This is a genomic window from Bythopirellula goksoeyrii, assembly GCF_008065115.1.
Lineage (GTDB): Bacteria > Planctomycetota > Planctomycetia > Pirellulales > Lacipirellulaceae > Bythopirellula > Bythopirellula goksoeyrii.
In genome coordinates this window covers 3,819,931-3,837,263 of record NZ_CP042913.1, presented here as the reverse complement: position 1 = coordinate 3,837,263, position 17,333 = coordinate 3,819,931, and the positions used below count along the sequence as shown (strand labels likewise).

Here is a 17,333-nt window from a genome sequence, read left to right as displayed (position 1 = left end):
ATGAGAAGATGGAGTCGAGTGAAGCATATCGCCCACAAGCAAGTTCCTACGGTGCTTCGTCTGGCTCGGGTTATTCATCCCCAAGGGGTTCTTCCTCATCGGGTTGTTCATCGGGATGTTGCCATTGATAACATTTTTCAGCCTGTCAAGTCACAATACACGATCTCAAATAGCCGGCGACGTGATTAGAGGATGTTTTATGGAAAGATCAATGGCACTGGCTGTCCTGCAACTGCCAAGACTTGCTGACGGCAGCTAATTCGGTTTCCAGTTGATCCAAAACAAATAACTACCTCCTCCTATTAACAAGACGAAGACCAATATGTGAGGAACATCTGGATGACTGAATACGTGCATGGCAAGGGACGCGAAAAACGACCCTCCAAATACGAGGACAAACATTCCCCTGGCGAGGCACTGCTTCCACGTGAGCTTCGGTAATCTTCGCCTCTTGTCACCTTTCATGTAACACTCTCTCGTTGGTATCCTAATCACTTTCTGATGTTGCATCTGCTAACCAAATCAACTTCCCTGCTACTTGAATTCGGGTGGATACTTCGCCTGCATTGCTCACACTTTTACGTCTACTTCGTCTTTCGGTTCAAACCAGCTGTAAATGGCCGGCAGGACGAGCAAAGTCAGCAAAAATAGACGTGACCACGCCACCGATTACCACCGTGGCCAGGGGTCTTTGAACTTCCGTGCTGGAAGTGATCGAAACGGTCATCGGGATGAAGCCCAAAGCGTCGATAGTCGCGGTCATTAGCACCGGGCGCACACGATCTAGCGATCCCTGGTATGCCGCGTCGATATTGCTCATGAGGGGTTCTGGAATAGGCAGTATCGGGAGCGTGCGAAAAATTAAAAGACTTTGATTCACACGCTAATAATTAAGATGTGCTAATGTCGCTTCGTGGAGTGTCAGACTTTAAGACGCGTCATTGCATCGTCGCAGGTATCCACCGACCATCTAATAGAAGTGTATTGTAGCGATTAGAACTCGAATGTCCACCCTGCTCGTTATCGCACGAGAGGTGAATGAACAGAGATACGTGTCTGATTGCGATCCTTAAGGCAAGCTCGGTGGCGGGGAAGTCTCCACATCAAGTACGGTCGGCGGTGGCGCGATTTCTGCCGGGGGTGGGGCTAGTTCTACGGTTTGTTTGTCATGGGGATTGATGCCAGCGTCATACATGAGGTGATGTAATAGTGCTTCCATCAGTTCCATTTTGCTGAGGATACCTCCTTGTCCAATCTGACGCTGATGTTGTCGGTTCCACCCTACAATTTTACTCTGAACCTGATGAAACAAGGGATCAAGATTTTGTACTTGCAGTGCAAGTTCGTCACGCTCTTGCTGGTTGTCTAGAGCGGATAAGTATTTGGTAGACTCATAAATCTGATAAGCTTCACGGTACGTCTGAGCAAACCCGGAATTGGGAGCATAGTTGTAATGCATGTCGAGGCATAGTTCGTTGGCAAGCTGCTCCAAACGACCAGACAAGTCGGCGACTTGTGTCAAGCTGCCAAATTCGACCGCGATCGGTTTGGATACGGTATAAGTGCCTGCATCCGCAACATACGTCTGTGGCTGGTAGTAGTAACGCCCCGAATCTACCCAGTACGTTCCATGGTAATGATGATTATAGTGAGGCACCACATAACGATGGCCTAGATGGACACCGAAGTGCCCGTATCCACCTCCATGTCCGTATCCACCTCCAACATGGACATCGACATGTCTGTGACCGCCATGTCCGCTGTGTCCACCATGTCCACCATGTCCACCATGTCCACCATGTCCACCATGTCCGCTGTGTCCACCGTGTCCGCTGTGTCCACCGTGTCCGTGCTGAGCCCTTACAACCTGCGATTGACAAAAAAGCGAAGTGATCGCCATGAAACACACAATCGCCGATAGGAAATTCTTTCTCATTTGTCTGTCCTCCTCGGCCAATATCGACCGTTGTTCACTAGATAAACCTCTACCAAAGGGAATTTGCCACCTATCTTGTGACAGATTGCGTCCGAATGTACGGCTTAAAGCAACTGAAATGCGCTTCATGAAAGCGCCTAAAGGAGAATTATACACAGCAAGCGACAGGTAAAATATAAATCAGCAGATTGTGGGAATAGGTGCAATGCATTCCAGTTCCAGACCAGTTGACCCCAAACTGACTAGCATCATGTCGCGAGCTAGCTTTGATTGCACTAACTACTTGTACAATAACAAGTTAGAATCGTAGGCCTCCGCTGCTTCTCAAAGCCTATTTCCACCTGGGGCGTTAATTATATTGCCTCAAATGACGCAGCTGGATGGGCGATTCCATTGCTTAGCACCCGCTTTATTGAAGTTGGAGATGATTCACTGCCGATAATTGAGAAATAGTGGCTGGTAGGACCCCATTCATCTAAGTGAACTGGGAAACTGCCATAGACGTAGTTTCCGAGGAAGGCGATAATTTATCTTCGGACTGCTGCCTTACTTTAATTTATTCAGATATTTATGAATCGATTAATCGTCGTACTTACTGTTTTCAGTGTACTCGGACATGCCGTCATGGGATGCTGCGCTCATGCGGATCACCATCCAGCTTGTCAAGTAGGTTCTATAGACCAGTTTGAACACGACTCCCACGAGGCAACACATTCGCATCATCACGAAGGTAATGCTCCGACAGCCCCTTGTAACCACGCTCCTGGTGAGGACCACGACTGTCACCATGCAAATTGCCAATGGTTGACTTCGTCGGGCAGTTTGGATCTCTCATTTACGTCTCCGTTCAATAATGACATTCTCGTTTGCGACGAATTCTCTCTGCAGGGCTGTGATAATCTCTCACGAACTCTATTGTCCTCACTTACGCAGTCGCCTCCACGGCTGCCAGTGCGCTCGCACCTTGCGCTGAGCATTCTCTTGATCTGATAGCAGCGACTCTCGCTGTAATGCCTCTAGGTAAACTGCTTGGGCGATAGCCTGGAGCAATTCATGCCTGCGTGGCGTTCGTCCCCTCAGGATTATTCCAGAAGTTTCTCACAGTCCTCGACCAAGGGTGCTTGTATTGGCATTCTTGGAGGTGGAACAAACCCATATGTCTAAGCCGACAACTCAATATCAGAAACGCTACAAACTATTCGTGCTGGGTGCCGTTGTGATTGGTGTCACGATTGCCGCTACATTCACGCGCGGTCAATGGTGGCCATTGGTCCAGCGCTTGGTTTCTGAATCTGCAAAGCCGGCTGCGATTGCCGCAGAAGAAGCTGCGCACGAAGACGAGCACGACCACAACCATGCGGGTCACAATGAAGCAGCCTCGATCGAATTAAGTGAAAAGGGCCTGAAGAATATCGGATATGAGCCTTTCGCGGTCAAGCCGACTCAATACGACAAGAAGCTTTCGTTACCAGCAATTGTCGTGGAGAGACCGGGACGTTCCCAGGCCCATGTTACGGCCCCATTGACAGGTGTAATCACTGAGATTCATTCAGTCGACGGCGAAGCGATTGAACCGAGCCAACCTTTATTTGAGATGCGCCTGACCCATGAGGAGTTGGTCGCGGCACAACGTGACTACTTGCGCACTTCTGAGAATTTAGCCATCGTAAACCGCGAAATCACGCGGTTGAAGTCACTGGATGCGGGGGTCATCGCAGGACGCCGAGTTCTTGAACAAGAATATGAAAAACAAAAGCTGGAGGCATCGCTTCGTGCTGAAGCTCAGGCGATGCTGCTGCATGGACTGAGCGAAGAACAGGTCAAGGACATACGCAATTCCGGACAGCTTCTGCAAATGATCACGATACGGGCTCCAGCACATACTCACAACGGAGACGGCTGTGCAGAAGATCACCCATATCAAATCCAGAGATTGGGAGTTGCCCAAGGAGAGCAAGTGGATGCAGGTCGTGAATTGGCAGTGCTCGCCGATCATTGCGAACTACACATCGAAGCATTGGCCTTCGAGGATGATGCAACTCAAATCCGACGTGCCGCTGAACAGGGCCGGCATGTGACGGCCAATTTACTTGTGAACGATTCACCCGGCGCTGAAATTTCTGATCTGGAGGTGCTCTATGTAGCCGATCAGATCGACCCCGATACACGGGCCTTTAAGGTTTACCTACGCCTTAAAAATAGAATTGCGCTCGATAAATCCACATCGGCTGGTAAACGATTCGTTGAATGGTTTTACAAGCCTGGCCAACGTATGCAGCTCAAAGTACCGGTTGAGACGTGGAAAGACCAGTTGGTATTGCCCACGACAGCCGTAGTCGATGAAGGGGCCGAAGCGTATGTCTACCGGCAAAATGGTGACCACTTCGATCAAGTGTCCGTACAGGTACTTTATCGGGATCAAGACTCGGTCGTCGTCGCAAATGATGGAGCGCTTTTCCAAGGGGATGTAATCGCTGGCAACGGTGCTTACCAGATGCACTTAGCACTTAAGAACAAAGCGGGGGGCGGCATCGATCCTCACGCAGGTCACAACCATTAGGCGGGAGAGTCGAGTGTTGAGAAACACGAACTGTACAAAAGTTAGAGAGCATCCGATTATGTTCACTTTTGAAAAACTTGACGTGTGGACGAAGTCCATCGAACTGACAGATGTAATTTACCAAGTGATCGAAAACCTTCCCCATGATGAGATGTATGGATTGTCGAGCCACCTGTACGAAGCAGTCGTCTCCATCCCAACCAACATTGCAGTGGGTTGCGAAAGAGTAACAAACAATGATTTTGCTCACTTTGTTTCGGTGGCATATGGCAGCCTCATGAAGACTATTTCACTATTAGAAGTGGTACGTCGGCGAGATCTGGTATCGCTAACCACGTTCGCTACTGTGTACGCATTGTGCGAAGAATTGGCACGCATGCTAAGTGATCTAAGTTCATCACTCGAAAAACGTTCGAAAAGCATTCCCCCTAAAATCTCAACCCCCAACACGTCCCTATGCTAAATGGAATCATTCGCTTCGCGCTGCTGAACCGCCTTCTGGTCATTGCGGCTGCGCTGTTTCTCTTGGGCTATGGTGGCTGGCAAGCCTTGCAGCTTCCCATCGACGTCTTCCCCAATCTCAACCGTCCTCGTGTGGTGGTTATGACGGAGGCCTCCGGGATGGCCCCCGAAGAAGTGGAAACGCTTATTACGTTCCCGATTGAGACGGTACTCAACGGTGCCACAGGTGTTCAGGCGGTTCGGACCTCCTCAGGTATCGGATTGTCGGTCGTTTACGTCGAATTCGATTGGGGGACGGACATCTACAACGACAGACAGATCGTGGCTGAACGTTTGGCCATCGCAACCGATACATTGCCACCCGGAGCTAAACCTCAATTGATGCCCATTTCGTCGATCATGGGTCAAATCATGATGATCGGCATGACCGCTGAGGGTGATACTACTCCGATTCAACTGAGGACTTTGGCCGACTGGGTTGTGCGTCAACGACTTCTGACAATTCCAGGAGTTTCCCAAGTGATCGTCATGGGGGGGGATCGCAAGCAGTTTCAGGTGTTGGTAGATCCGGACATGTTATTGCGGTTCGGAGTTTCCCTGCACGAAGTAAAAACGGCCCTACAACAAAGTAATCAAAACACGGCAGGTGGCTACCTGGACGAACAAGGCCCGAACGAGTATTTGGTGCGCTCACTCGGTCGCGTGAAAACAGTGGAGGAGATTGGCGACGTTGTCGTCAAACAACGGGAGCGGCAGTCAGTGACGCTTTCGCAGGTGGCCCGGATCGTCGAAGGGGCGCAAGTGAAGCGGGGCGATAGTTCCGCCTACGCCCGTAACGAGCAAGGCGAGATGACCGGTGGAACAGCGGTTGTACTCACCATCTTAAAACAGCCACAAGGAGACACTCGCGAGGTAACCAATAGGGTCACTGCAGCTCTGGAGGAGATGCAAGCTTCTCTCCCGGCGGACGTCCGGATCCTTCCTGAATTGTACCAGCAAAAAGAGTTCATCGATCTGGCAATTGAAAACGTCGTGGAAGCACTGCGCGATGGTGCCATTTTGGTCGTCATCATCCTTTTTCTGTTTCTAATGAACCTCCGCACCACGCTGATCACTCTCACAGCAATTCCACTCTCTATCGTGATCACGGCGATGGTGTTCGCGGCGTTTGGACTTTCCGTCAATACGATGACGTTAGGGGGATTGGCAGTCGCCATTGGTGAATTAGTCGATGATGCCATCGTTGACGTCGAAAATATATTCCGGCGCTTGCGTGAGAACCGTCAATTGCAATCCCCTCAGAATCCACTCTTGGTGGTATTTCAGGCAAGTGTTGAGATTCGCAACTCGATTGTTTACGGCACTGTAATCGTCATGCTAGTATTCGTGCCACTCTTCGCCCTCTCTGGGATGGAAGGCAGACTCTTTACGCCACTTGGCATCTCTTATTTGGTCTCGATCGCATCTTCCCTCTTAGTATCGTTGACGGTAACACCTGTACTGAGCTACTGGCTACTGAGTGGATCGAGTACTGCTGGCGAAGAAAGAGACGGTTTCCTTCTTCGCTGGTTGAAAGTAATCGCCGGCATGGTCATTCGGATCAGTTTGAGATTGGCATGGCCAATCCTTGCAACAGCGATGATTGCGGTAGCAATTTCAGGCTGGGCTCTCTTGCGACTAGAGAGCGATTTTTTACCCCCTTTCAATGAGGGGGCCGTTCAGATCAATGTGCTCTTGCCACCCGGTACTTCTCTGGCCACTTCGAATCAAGTCGCGGTACGTGTGGAAGAGCGTCTCAGCCAGCTCGACGATTTGACGGCCTTTGTCCGGAAGACCGGGCGTGCCGAACTCGATGAGCATGCCGAGGGAGTCAACGTCACAGAGTTCGTGGCGACCGTGAACCCTAATACCGAGCGTTCGCGAGAAGAAGTCATTGAAGAAATCAGCGAAGCCTTGGCGGACATCCCCGGCATCGTGACTGCGGTAGAACAGCCCTTGGCGCACCTGATTTCTCACATGCTCTCAGGCGTGAAGGCTCAAGTTGCCATAAAGCTCTTTGGAGATGATCTGGACGAGCTGCGCCGTCAGGCGCAAGGTATGCAGGCCGCTATTGCGGATATCGAGGGCATCCGCGACTTGCAGGTCGAACAACAGGTGATCATTCCCCAACTAAGAATTGAAGCAGATGGCCAAAAACTCAAGGCGTTCGGACTCCGCCGCAGTGACGTCAATGAATTCGTTGAGACCGCGATGCAAGGTGAGGTTGTTTCTCAGGTGCTCGACGGACAACGAACCTTCGATCTCATGGTCCGAATGGGGGAAGAGTTTCGAGAAGACCTGAATGCCCTTAAGCGACTTCAAATAGATTTACCTGGTGGTGGTAGCGTGAAGCTAGAAGATGTTGCCCGGGTGTACAAAGCCGGCGGTCCAAACACAGTCAATCGCGAGCAAGTGCGACGCCGAATTGTCGTGCAATGCAATGTTTCTGGACGCGGACTCGTCGACGTTGTGGGAGATATTAAGGAGCGACTCCAGCCGATTGTCGCTGAATTGCCATCAGGCTATTTCGTCGAGTATAGCGGACAGTTCGAAAGCCAGCAGTCGGCATCGCGTTTGATCGGTATCCTCTTTGTCGTATCGCTAGTCGGTATGTTCCTGGTGCTCTACAAAATGTTTCATTCGGCAAACCTTGCTTTACAGGTGATGGTCGCGCTCCCCATGGCTTTCATTGGTAGCGTGGCGTCGATATATCTCACCGGGCAGACGCTGAGTGTGGCAAGCATGGTCGGCTTTATTTCGCTTTGTGGTATTGCCTCTCGCAATGGAATCCTGCTGATCAACCACTATCTGCATTTGGTCAAGTACGAAGGGGAGGACTGGACACGCGAGATGGTAGTTCGAGCCGGCAAGGATCGCTTAGCACCGGTACTGATGACAGCTCTCACTTCGGGCATCGGACTGGTACCGCTGGCCCTCGCCGCTGGTGAGCCGGGTAAAGAGATTTTGTACCCGGTAGCCACGGTCATCATCGGCGGACTGGTATCCAGTACGCTGTTGGAGTTCCTCGTGCGTCCAGCTTTATTCTGGACTACAGGCATCGGTTCTGCACGCCGCGTAGTGGCGGCTGGTCAGGAGCGTATAGCTCTTGAAGTAGAAGAAGAGTTTACCTAAGGCTGGCGTCTCAGACTTGGGCAATTTGTATATGAGTTCTGCAATCCAAACAAGGAGGAAAAAAGAATGAAGTATCCCATGCTACTTGGAGCACTTGTGCTTGGTATAGCATCAACGAATGCCTATGCACAATCGTCCGCCCATCAGGATGAAGAATTTGTGATTGCGTATCGTTTGCCGGAAAGTATGACGTTGGAATTCGACAATCAACAAAAGGCCCGTGAACACTTAGATGCAGTCCGCAACCTGGGCTGCGAAGTCTCTCCCGCCGGAACTAATGGACACGATGCTGTTACCTATCTTTGTCCCAAGTGGAAGTCCTTGACGGTTGCCAGCGATGAACTGGCACACCAGTGGGAAGAATGGCTCACGGCTGCTGGCTTTACTACGCTCCATGGCCATGAGGCTGAGCATGAAGCAGGCCACACCGAAGAGCACGGACATGATCACGACGAGAACAAGCACGGTGAAGAACATGAAGAAGTAATGTTCCGACTTTCTAATTGGGCCACATTGCAACCTGAACCCGAATTAGATTCGCAGGAACTGTTGGCGATTGCCAAGGGGTTAGGATGTGAAGTGCAGGAACCTCAGCAGACTGGTCAGCCAGGCATTCAAATTCGTTGTGTTGATTGGAAGCACTTAGAGCTCTCTACACACGAAGACGCTGAGTATTGGCAACAATGGCTTACTAAGGCTGGCTTTGAAGCCAATCATGAGGACTGAGATAACAGGGCATTTCGTGAGATCTTACCGCAGAGTCCCATTCAACAGAATTCGAAAGTTCACGTCAAACAGTTGTACTCATTTTCAGAAGGAGTTTAATCATGAACCTACAATACACTTTGTTAGAAATTCCCTTTTGCATCGTTGTTGCAGTTGGAATAATTGGTTGCGGTAGCGACTCGTCTCAGCCATCAACCGCGTCTCATGGTACGCAGACCGCAGGCCCACCCGCCACGGTGGCAACGGGGCACGACGACCATGCCCATCCCAGCGAAGGCCCTCATGGTGGTAGCCTGGTTGAGCTTGGCAATGAGGAATATCATGCGGAAATAGTTCATGACGATGCGACCCACACGGTGACGGTTTATCTTCTCGACTCGGCTGCAAAGAAACTCGTGCCACTTTATGCAACTGAAATATTGGTGAATCTAAGCCACGACGGAAAAGCTGAGCAGTTTGCACTGAAAGCCAGCCCACAGTCGAGCGACCCGGCTGGCAAGTCGTCACGGTTTGCTTCAACTGAAGAGGAACTTGCCGAAGATCTCGACCATGAAGATGTAAAAGCACAACTTGCTGTGGAAATCGGTGGAAAACAATATCGTGGAGAGATTCACCACGACCATGGAGAGGCCTCTCATGAAGGGCACAAACACTGAGTCACTCCGTCGAGTTATTATATGAGGAGCACATCTAGAATACGTGATAGCAATCAATGTGTGCTTTTAGGAAGAGATGTTTTTGATCATGCGACTTTGTAATGTTAGTCGATAGTTGTATTAATCGACTTTTTACGTGGCACTATCTGAGCGTCAGTATGTTTTATCGAGCCAGAAGAATTCGAAACGTCGTGGCAGTCTGCCTCGCCTTGTGGATGCCGTGCCCAGCAACTCTTGCTGGACAGTGCCTCTGCTCAGGATGTCGAGACACGAGTAGCTGCAGAATCTCGACCACAGCAACCGGTGCATCACTGTGTTGTACCGCATGTGCCAGCAAATGCTGCGGTAACGAGTGCAAAAGTGAGCCGAATGATAAACAGCCTTGCAGCTGTCAATGCCATCAAACACCATTTACTGCTCTGGCGCGGTCTGGACAAGCTTCGTCCTCCCTCTCCGACTTTGCCGCCTTCGGCTGCTTCTGGCAACTGAAAATGACAATAGAACCGATGAGAGCCGCCTCTGTCTTGTCTTCTTTCGTAATTTCCCATTCACGGGTAGACGCATGCATTCTTTTGTGCCGCCTGCTGATTTGATTGCCTAAGCGCTAGGCTTACTGAATGGCTCCGAGAATAGTCGTCAGTTGACCGCTTCTTGCGCTAGTTCGCCAACAGAACTGCATCTGCATATCCCAATAACGATGCGGTTCTGCGGCAATCATCTCCCAAAGCTGTGGAAAACAGCAATCACGTCCCAAGATTTCAAAACACAAAGGTTTCAAAAGGAGTTTATTATGTTTATTTCTAACAATTCCCTGCGCGAGTTTGAAGGAAATGCTAGAAGTCTGAGCTTCTCACGCCAAAGCAGAAATTGGCATTCGACTTGTCCACAAAAGGCAAGTTCGAACAGATCTATCAATTCAGTTGTAATAGCAGAGTTTCGTGACGAAGTGTATGCCTCACTTGCTTCTCTCTTGAAACATCTAGGTCTTGTCATTTATAGGGCAGAAAATGCGACTGAATTAGCAGGGCAGATAGTTAGCAATAGTCCGGACCTGGTACTTCTCAGTGCGACACAACCTGATGAAAGTTCTTGGTTGACGTCCGCCAAACTACGACTTGTCGATTCGAGCCGGCCAGTCTGGATCTATACACCTAAGCCAGCCAGTGCGCTCGATCAGTGGCTAAGCATGGCTGGTATCGACGAGGTCATCGTTTATGGTGGAGTGCTCGACACTCTGGTCGACAGTTTGCATGATCGAATGTCACGGAAGATCTCCGCCGCGAGCCGGAATGTGTATAACTTCCGCCGTCCCACGGCAATCTAAAGGATACTTCAACACTACCCAAGCAGCCGACGAAGAACATATCTCAGAACCGAATGTCAGCACTGTAATCGCAGCGTTTCGGGAAGTGTTGGGAATAGGCTCTAAGAGTTTCTTGAAACTCATTGTTCATATAAGAGATTGTAAGAATACGAAACACATTTCAGGAGGATATTGACAATGCAAAAACTTATCGATGGAATCGATTATTTCCAGAGGAACATTTTCAGTCATTACCAGAACGTATTTCATCGGCTCACGTTGGGACAACAGCCGTTAGCCCTTGTCATTACGTGTTCCGATTCGCAGATTCACCCAAGCCTGTTGACGCAGACAGGGCCAGGAGAATTGTTCATTCTGCGAAACGCCGGTAATCTCGTTCCGCCCTTTGGAAGTGCTCATGGCGGAGAGGCAGCTACGATCGAGTATGCAGTAGCTACGTTAAAAGTGCCAGATATTATCATTTGCGGCCACTCATATTGCGGGGCAATGACCAGCCTCATCCATCCTGAAAAGTGTGGTGATTCACCAACGGTACATGCCTGGTTGGCTAATGCGGAAGCGACCTTGCGCATCATTCATCAAAACTATAATCAACTCGTGAATGATCAAGAGCGCGTGACCAAAGCTGCAGAGGAGAATGTAATCGTACAATTGCAAAATCTTAGAACGCATCCATCCGTAGCAGCAGCTTTATCGCGTCATGAGCTGAAACTACACGGCTGGATCTACTGCTTCGAGACGGGGCAGGTATCTGTTTACGTACCGCAGCTACATAGATATCTTCCACTCGAACAAGTTTACAGCTATTCCAACTGCGAAACAATGGAGGGGGTCTCTACTTGAGATATAGAGTTGGTTAAATAATCTAACTCCGATTTGTTTTCTATCAACATTGCGAAAGTGACTTACAACACTTCAACAATCTTCTTAGGGATGGATTCCATGAAACTACGATCAATGATTTGGAAAGAACTTTGGAAGCGGCCATCGTCAATGCTGCCCAGTTTATTGGCGATCACTCTAGGCGTGACGGCCATGGTGGCGAGTCGAAATATTACGATCTCCTCCGACCAGAAGAACGCTGAGGACATGGAATCCCTCAAAGCGAACGTGTTGGTGTTGCCACCAGCAGTCACCCTGCAGGACTATTACGCGGCCGACGTGCATGGCTACACGATGCCGGACGAATATGCTTCGCGACTGGCTCTGGCGAAAATGCCGGGAGTAAAGAACGTTGCCCCAATTCTCAGCGTGGTATCGGATGTCGATTCAGTGCCCGTCCTATTCACAGGCATTCTCCCGCAATCCGAGTTGCACGCGAAGTCAGATCGCCAAGACCTTGGATCAATCAACACCGTCGGCTCTGCCCATTGCTGCTGTGGGACAAAGGCTGACGCCGATGCAGGAACCAATTATCCGAAATCGTTCGCCATGAGCAGGAACCTCCAGGAACTTGGTGAACGCGAAGTGATTCTTGGGCAATATCTGGCTACCCAATTGGGAGTCAATGTCGGTGATGATCTAACGGTACTCGGCGAAACCTTTGCTGTTCTCTCCGTGCTCCCATCAACAGGTACTATCGACGACAGCCGCTTATACGCCCACCTGCATAGTGTTCAGGACCTGTCCGGTACTGGGCCGGTTGTGAACGCCATCGAGATCATGGCGTGCTGCGAAGACGCTGCTGAGAGTTTGATGACGAATCTTTCCGCCGAACTTCCGGAGTATCGTATCATCACCATCGCTCAAGTAGTGCAGGCACTAGCCGCCGTCAATGGTCGGGTGGCAGACGTTTTATGGGTGTCTCTCTCGATTCTGCTGAGTGTCGGAGGAATGAGTCTCGCCCGCAGTATGTATCACAACGTGACCGAACGTCGGAAGGAAATCGGCACGCTGAAGGTACTTGGTGCCAGCCGCAGTTTCGTGATTCTAATGTTCCTCGGCAAGGCAACGCTGCTTGGTTTGGCCGGAGGACTAGGAGGGTTCGTTGTGGGCACCGCCCTCGCCGCGGTCGTAGGACAACAACTGTTAGGCGTTTCTGTTCAGCCAATGCCGCATCTTTTATTCGTTGGCATCGTCTATGCAGTCACAGTTACTATCGCCGCCAGCTTTCTGCCCGCCACATTTGCAGCTGTCGTTGATCCTTGCCTGCTTCTTAATGAAGCAGGCCACAGCCACCAGCGCGGCTGAAATCCTAGGAAACACAATAGCGAAAGGGTCTCCCCATGTACCAACTTCAATCAGTTACTCAAACCTACAAGCGTCGCCACAACGTCGCGACCGCACTCGATAACTGCAATCTTGAAGTATCCGACAATGACTACATTGCAATAGTCGGACCCAGCGGCAGTGGCAAGACGACATTGCTGTCGATTCTGGGTGGGTTGCTGGCTCCGTCATCGGGCATCGTCTTGTTTGGGGACCGCTCATTGTACGGAATGTCGATTGACGAACGAACCAAACTGCGAAGCGATAAAATAGGCTTCGTCTTTCAGTCCGTCAATCTCGTGACATGGCTGTCGGCCTGTGAGAACGTCCAGATTCCGCTAATGCTCTCTGGCAAGCCAGAGGAAGAGCAACGAGAACGTGGTCTCCAACTTCTCGAACGAGTGGGGCTATCCGATCGAGCGGACCACCTGCCATCGGAACTGAGCCCAGGCCAACAACAGCGGGTCGCTCTGGCCCGCACATTAGCGAACGATCCGCAGGTAATACTTGCGGACGAACCGACGCGGAACCTCGATTCGGGAACGGGCCAGCAAGTGATGAGCTATCTCAGTGATTTTCACAGGAACGGACAAACGATCATCATTGCCACCCAGGACGCAGGCACCGCCGCATTCGCGAAGCAAAGGATACAACTTGTCGAAGGTGTTACGTATGAACTTGACAGGCTTTCCGCCGCGTAAACATGCTCTTTGTCTCACCTAGCGCACGTCACTCTAATCGACTTTTAATCCGGCTAGTGAGCTGGGTTCATTCAAGCAGTCACGGATTCACTTATGTACATTAGAAAAACTGTACCAATCAGCAAGATGCTTCGCTGGACGCGGGGGCATATTATTGGCTTCCTGTTACTGGCGCTTGTCCCGGTTTTTCTGTACGACATCCTTGGACTGACTTGGCTACACGTGCCGTGGCTTCCGCTCAGCGTGGTTGGTACGGCTGTTGCTTTTATTGTCGGCTTCAAGAACAACGCTTCTTACGATCGCTTGTGGGAGGCTCGGAAGATTTGGGGCGGCATCGTTAATGCATCGCGATCCTTCACGATAATGGTGAGGGACTTCGTTCAAGATGACCAATTGCCCGCGGACGAACTCAAGTCGATACACCGTGAAATGGTGCATCGACATGTCGCTTGGTTGACCGCACTAAGGTATCAGTTGCGGACAGTGCGTCAGTGGGAAAACAAACGTGCATCTCCCGCAAACAAACGGTTTCGAGGTGTTGTCGTCAATATATTGGAATCAGATGTCCCTTGTCGGGAGGCGATTGCACAATATATAACGCAGACCGAATTAAAGGATGTGTTTGAGAAAGAGAATCAAGCATCTCAACTTTTGGGCATACAGTCCGCACGGATCAAAGAGCTTCGACAACGCAATCTTGTCGGAGCCTATGAGCACGTTGCGATCGAACAAGCGCTATCGGAGTTGTATGCATTGCAGGGGAAATCGGAACGCATCAAGAACTTTCCTTATCCGCGTCAGTTTGCAACGCTGAACTACATGTTCGTATGGTTATTTATCTTTCTGTTACCGTATGGCGTGATGGAGGAATTTGAGAAGATTGGTGATCACATTATTTCAGAACATCCTGCGCATGAATCTGCGAGGGCTGGGCTTCACGCTTTATGGGTCTTTATGGGCAAACATTTCGTCTGGTTTTCGATTCCTTTCAGCGCCACCGTTTCTTGGGTGTTTTATGCGTTGGAAATCGTCGGCGAGCATTCAGAGAATCCGTTTGAGGGTGGCCCTAACGACGTCCCGATTACAGACCTAAGCCGAAGCATCGAGATCGATATTCGTCAGCTCATTGATGATGAAGGAATACCGGACCCATTGGTATGGGGTAGCGGAGTTGTGCTATAGAATGTACAGGAGAACTGCAAAGTCCGTTTTCTTGCCCTTTGGCACAGCTTGCAAGCTGTCAGGTGACCACGTCACTATCAGAGACAGACGAGGAATAAGTCCTGCAAGCACCGCTGCCGAATCACTGATAGCGGTGTGAAAAAATGACTTTGCAGTTCTCCTGATAGAATGTACTGCATCATAGACAATGAGACCCACGAGAAGTTACGATTGATGGTCTTCCACCCTTAGGAGTCTTTTATTATGAGCGATCAACGCATGTGGAAGGCGGCCGGGAAGCTACGCTCACGGTCTTCCACGTTGAAGAACGCGGTACAGAAGACACTCCTGCCAATCAGCATCTCCGAGGCTTCGAACATCTCAATTATATTGATCACGCTTGCCTGGAATTATTGATGACCTGGAAAAAACAGCATGAGCACTCAGGCGGGAGGGTGATTATCGACTGGCCATCACTGCATTCGCGATATACGGATTTTAAATCGGTTATGTGAAAACAGCATTTTGGCAGGTCAAAATCAGAGTTCTTTTGGGCATGCAACGTGCGCGCTACTAATACAATCTTCTGGAGAATCGAACTCATGCGTTGCTTAACAAATCCCAAGGTGTGTTTATCACTTGCGAGCATGCTTGCGTGTGCACTCTTTACAGGAGATGCTCCTGGTCAAACGTCATTAGGATCACAACAATTTTCACAGCACCCACAAATATTAAGCGACTGTTTTCGCCAGACAGTTCAGTCCGTGCTTCCCGCTGTCGTGACGATTGAGGTTTTACGCGGACCTCGAAATCTCCCCAATTGGCGCTCCCTTTCCAATCATCCTGAGAAATCGTTTGCAACAGAGAACGCTTCTGAGTCTTTGGGATCGACCTTCATCCCTCAAGATGGTTCGGGAACTGGGCTGATCATTGACCATCGAGGCTTCATACTCACGTGTAATCATGTCGTTGATTCGGCAGAGACTATCTTTGTGCGATTGTCGGATGGTCGTAAATATGAATCGCTTAAAGTATTTTCCGATCCCGTAACCGATTTGGCAGTCATTCAAATTCCTAAGGACGATTCCTTAACAGTAGCGCAACTCGGCAACTCCGATAACCTGGAAATTGGAGACTGGGTAGTTTCTATTGGTAATCCCTATGAATTGGGACTATCTGTCAGTACAGGCATCATCAGTGCAACGGATCGACTCTTACCAACAGCTCCTCGAACGCCCTTGCTGCAAACCGACGCTGCTAGCAATCCAGGGAACTCTGGAGGTCCTATTATTAATCTTCAGGGGCAAGTCGTGGGGATTAGCGAAGGGGGTTACGGTAGCCACGAGGGATTTCAAGGCATAGGGTTGGCCATTCCAATCAATACGGCCAAACAGATTGCCCAACGACTGATCGAAGATGGTAAGGTTACTCATGCTCAGCTTGGTTTTGACACCGAACCTATAGAATCCAGGGTAGCGGAGTATCTTGGCCTTAACCATAACGAAGGCCTGTTGGTGTGTGCCGTCAAGCCTCACTCTGCGGTGGCAAGGGCAGGAATGCAAGTCGGCGATGTGGTGACTCGCATGTGTGATGTGCCGATTCGAAATAGTCGTGATATTGTCAGGGCAATTGAGAAAGCAACTCCCCAAATACCTTTATCATTGGAAGTTTTCCGAGACGGTTCAATCCTCAAGATAAAATTCATTCCAGAACTTCTTGATGTCAATAACCATAGTGCTCCCCAGCAGAACACACCACATCAGACGTCAAACGGGTTTGTCGATACCATGTATGGATTGGTGGTCGATGAGCTCGCTTCAGTAGAAACTGAGAAACTTGGATATAGTGATGATCTAGAAGGAATAGTCGTTACTTATGTCTTTCCCCAAGGAGTGGCTGCGAAGGAGGGAGTCAGTGCCGGTATGATTATCATGCGAGTTGACAAGACGACTGTGACTAGTCTTGCGGACTATCAACGAGCAATAAATGATAAGTCAAGTGAAATAGGGATTTTGGCTTTGTTAGCAACCCCTCAGCAAAAGCATTTTGTTCTCTTAAAGAGTGGAGATAATGAAGATTTGAGATAGTGAAATGCCAGAGGAGTTGCGGAAAGCATCCTCGTGGTTGCTTCCCTTGGAGTTCATTACGAGCGGGGGAGCCTATCTCCTGCTCGAACTCGACCGCAACAGAGCAAGTCAGAGGACTCCGCAGGAAGTGATTCCGTAGTTGATTTCCTTCAGTTTCCGGCCAGTTGTGAATCGTTTGATACGAGATAAATACACCGCGTGAAGCGGCCAAGCGGACAATTTCGCGACTGAGAGAACTCGGTGTTAAGCGAATGATTATGATCTCGGGCGATAATCAGCAAGTTGGTGAGCCGCGCGACACGCAACATAATTCGTCAAAACCTATGGATGAGCCTGGGCAT

14 protein-coding genes are annotated in these 17,333 nt (G+C 50.0%); 11 read left to right on the top strand and 3 right to left on the bottom strand.

The features are described 5' to 3' along the window. Window positions 1-601: 601 nt before the first annotated feature. The 3 genes from Pr1d_RS15215 to Pr1d_RS26075 form a co-directional block, all read right to left on the bottom strand. On the bottom strand, window positions 602-820 hold the full coding sequence (locus Pr1d_RS15215; protein WP_210417731.1) for an efflux RND transporter permease subunit: 219 nt from the start codon (window positions 818-820) through the stop codon (window positions 602-604). Window positions 821-1,069: 249 nt separating this feature from the next. Next, complete coding sequence (locus Pr1d_RS26080; protein WP_210417730.1) at window positions 1,070-1,936, bottom strand: hypothetical protein; 867 nt, start codon at window positions 1,934-1,936, stop codon at window positions 1,070-1,072. Between the two features lie 673 nt (window positions 1,937-2,609). After that, entirely contained in the window at window positions 2,610-2,771 is a 162-nt protein-coding gene (locus Pr1d_RS26075; RefSeq protein ID WP_210417729.1) for a hypothetical protein, read from the bottom strand. Window positions 2,772-3,092: 321 nt separating this feature from the next. On the opposite strand from Pr1d_RS26075, the gene Pr1d_RS15205 reads away from it, so the two are divergent. The 11 genes from Pr1d_RS15205 to Pr1d_RS15155 all read left to right on the top strand — a co-directional run bounded on the left by Pr1d_RS15205 (window position 3,093) and on the right by Pr1d_RS15155 (window position 16,992). Further along, window positions 3,093-4,496 carry an efflux RND transporter periplasmic adaptor subunit gene (locus Pr1d_RS15205; RefSeq protein ID WP_148074321.1) on the top strand — a complete coding sequence of 468 codons (1,404 nt, stop codon included), beginning with the start codon at window positions 3,093-3,095 and terminating at the stop codon, window positions 4,494-4,496. Between the two features lie 58 nt (window positions 4,497-4,554). Then, window positions 4,555-4,959: a four helix bundle protein gene (locus tag Pr1d_RS15200; protein ID WP_148074320.1), complete on the top strand. Its 405-nt coding sequence runs from the start codon at window positions 4,555-4,557 to the stop codon at window positions 4,957-4,959. Beyond that, complete coding sequence (locus tag Pr1d_RS15195) at window positions 4,953-8,129, top strand: efflux RND transporter permease subunit (RefSeq protein WP_148074319.1); 3,177 nt, start codon at window positions 4,953-4,955, stop codon at window positions 8,127-8,129. The genes Pr1d_RS15200 and Pr1d_RS15195 overlap by 7 nt, the downstream gene beginning before the upstream one ends. 66 nt (window positions 8,130-8,195) lie before the next feature. After that, entirely contained in the window at window positions 8,196-8,855 is a 660-nt protein-coding gene (locus Pr1d_RS15190; protein WP_148074318.1) for a hypothetical protein, read from the top strand. Between the two features lie 101 nt (window positions 8,856-8,956). Further along, window positions 8,957-9,511, top strand: coding sequence for a hypothetical protein (locus tag Pr1d_RS15185; RefSeq protein WP_148074317.1), 555 nt, complete (start codon window positions 8,957-8,959; stop codon window positions 9,509-9,511). 1,093 nt (window positions 9,512-10,604) lie between these two features. Then, window positions 10,605-10,835 carry a hypothetical protein gene (locus Pr1d_RS15180; RefSeq protein WP_148074316.1) on the top strand — a complete coding sequence of 77 codons (231 nt, stop codon included), beginning with the start codon at window positions 10,605-10,607 and terminating at the stop codon, window positions 10,833-10,835. Window positions 10,836-11,012: 177 nt separating this feature from the next. Beyond that, window positions 11,013-11,678: a carbonic anhydrase gene (locus Pr1d_RS15175; protein ID WP_148074315.1), complete on the top strand. Its 666-nt coding sequence runs from the start codon at window positions 11,013-11,015 to the stop codon at window positions 11,676-11,678. Window positions 11,679-11,777: 99 nt separating this feature from the next. After that, window positions 11,778-13,025 carry an ABC transporter permease gene (locus Pr1d_RS15170; RefSeq protein WP_148074314.1) on the top strand — a complete coding sequence of 416 codons (1,248 nt, stop codon included), beginning with the start codon at window positions 11,778-11,780 and terminating at the stop codon, window positions 13,023-13,025. Window positions 13,026-13,060: 35 nt separating this feature from the next. Further along, window positions 13,061-13,744, top strand: a complete 684-nt coding sequence (locus Pr1d_RS15165; protein WP_148074313.1) for an ABC transporter ATP-binding protein — start codon at window positions 13,061-13,063, stop codon at window positions 13,742-13,744. A 93-nt stretch (window positions 13,745-13,837) separates the two neighbouring features. Then, on the top strand, window positions 13,838-14,926 hold the full coding sequence (locus Pr1d_RS15160; protein ID WP_148074312.1) for a bestrophin family protein: 1,089 nt from the start codon (window positions 13,838-13,840) through the stop codon (window positions 14,924-14,926). Between the two features lie 743 nt (window positions 14,927-15,669). Beyond that, window positions 15,670-16,992 (top strand): trypsin-like peptidase domain-containing protein, encoded by a 1,323-nt coding sequence (locus Pr1d_RS15155; RefSeq protein ID WP_168205250.1) that lies wholly within the window; start codon window positions 15,670-15,672, stop codon window positions 16,990-16,992. Window positions 16,993-17,333: the final 341 nt, after the last annotated feature.

Coding starts and splice junctions, on each gene's coding strand:
- Pr1d_RS15195 (WP_148074319.1), top strand. CDS start 4,953: ATGCTAAATGGAATCATTCGCTTCGCGCTGCTGAACCGCCTTCTGGTC.
- Pr1d_RS15160 (WP_148074312.1), top strand. CDS start 13,838: ATGTACATTAGAAAAACTGTACCAATCAGCAAGATGCTTCGCTGGACG.
- Pr1d_RS15165 (WP_148074313.1), top strand. CDS start 13,061: ATGTACCAACTTCAATCAGTTACTCAAACCTACAAGCGTCGCCACAAC.
- Pr1d_RS15205 (WP_148074321.1), top strand. CDS start 3,093: ATGTCTAAGCCGACAACTCAATATCAGAAACGCTACAAACTATTCGTG.
- Pr1d_RS15215 (WP_210417731.1), bottom strand. CDS start 820: ATGAGCAATATCGACGCGGCATACCAGGGATCGCTAGATCGTGTGCGC.
- Pr1d_RS15190 (WP_148074318.1), top strand. CDS start 8,196: ATGAAGTATCCCATGCTACTTGGAGCACTTGTGCTTGGTATAGCATCA.
- Pr1d_RS15200 (WP_148074320.1), top strand. CDS start 4,555: ATGTTCACTTTTGAAAAACTTGACGTGTGGACGAAGTCCATCGAACTG.
- Pr1d_RS15185 (WP_148074317.1), top strand. CDS start 8,957: ATGAACCTACAATACACTTTGTTAGAAATTCCCTTTTGCATCGTTGTT.
- Pr1d_RS26075 (WP_210417729.1), bottom strand. CDS start 2,771: ATGAGAGATCCAAACTGCCCGACGAAGTCAACCATTGGCAATTTGCAT.
- Pr1d_RS26080 (WP_210417730.1), bottom strand. CDS start 1,936: ATGAGAAAGAATTTCCTATCGGCGATTGTGTGTTTCATGGCGATCACT.
- Pr1d_RS15170 (WP_148074314.1), top strand. CDS start 11,778: ATGAAACTACGATCAATGATTTGGAAAGAACTTTGGAAGCGGCCATCG.
- Pr1d_RS15175 (WP_148074315.1), top strand. CDS start 11,013: ATGCAAAAACTTATCGATGGAATCGATTATTTCCAGAGGAACATTTTC.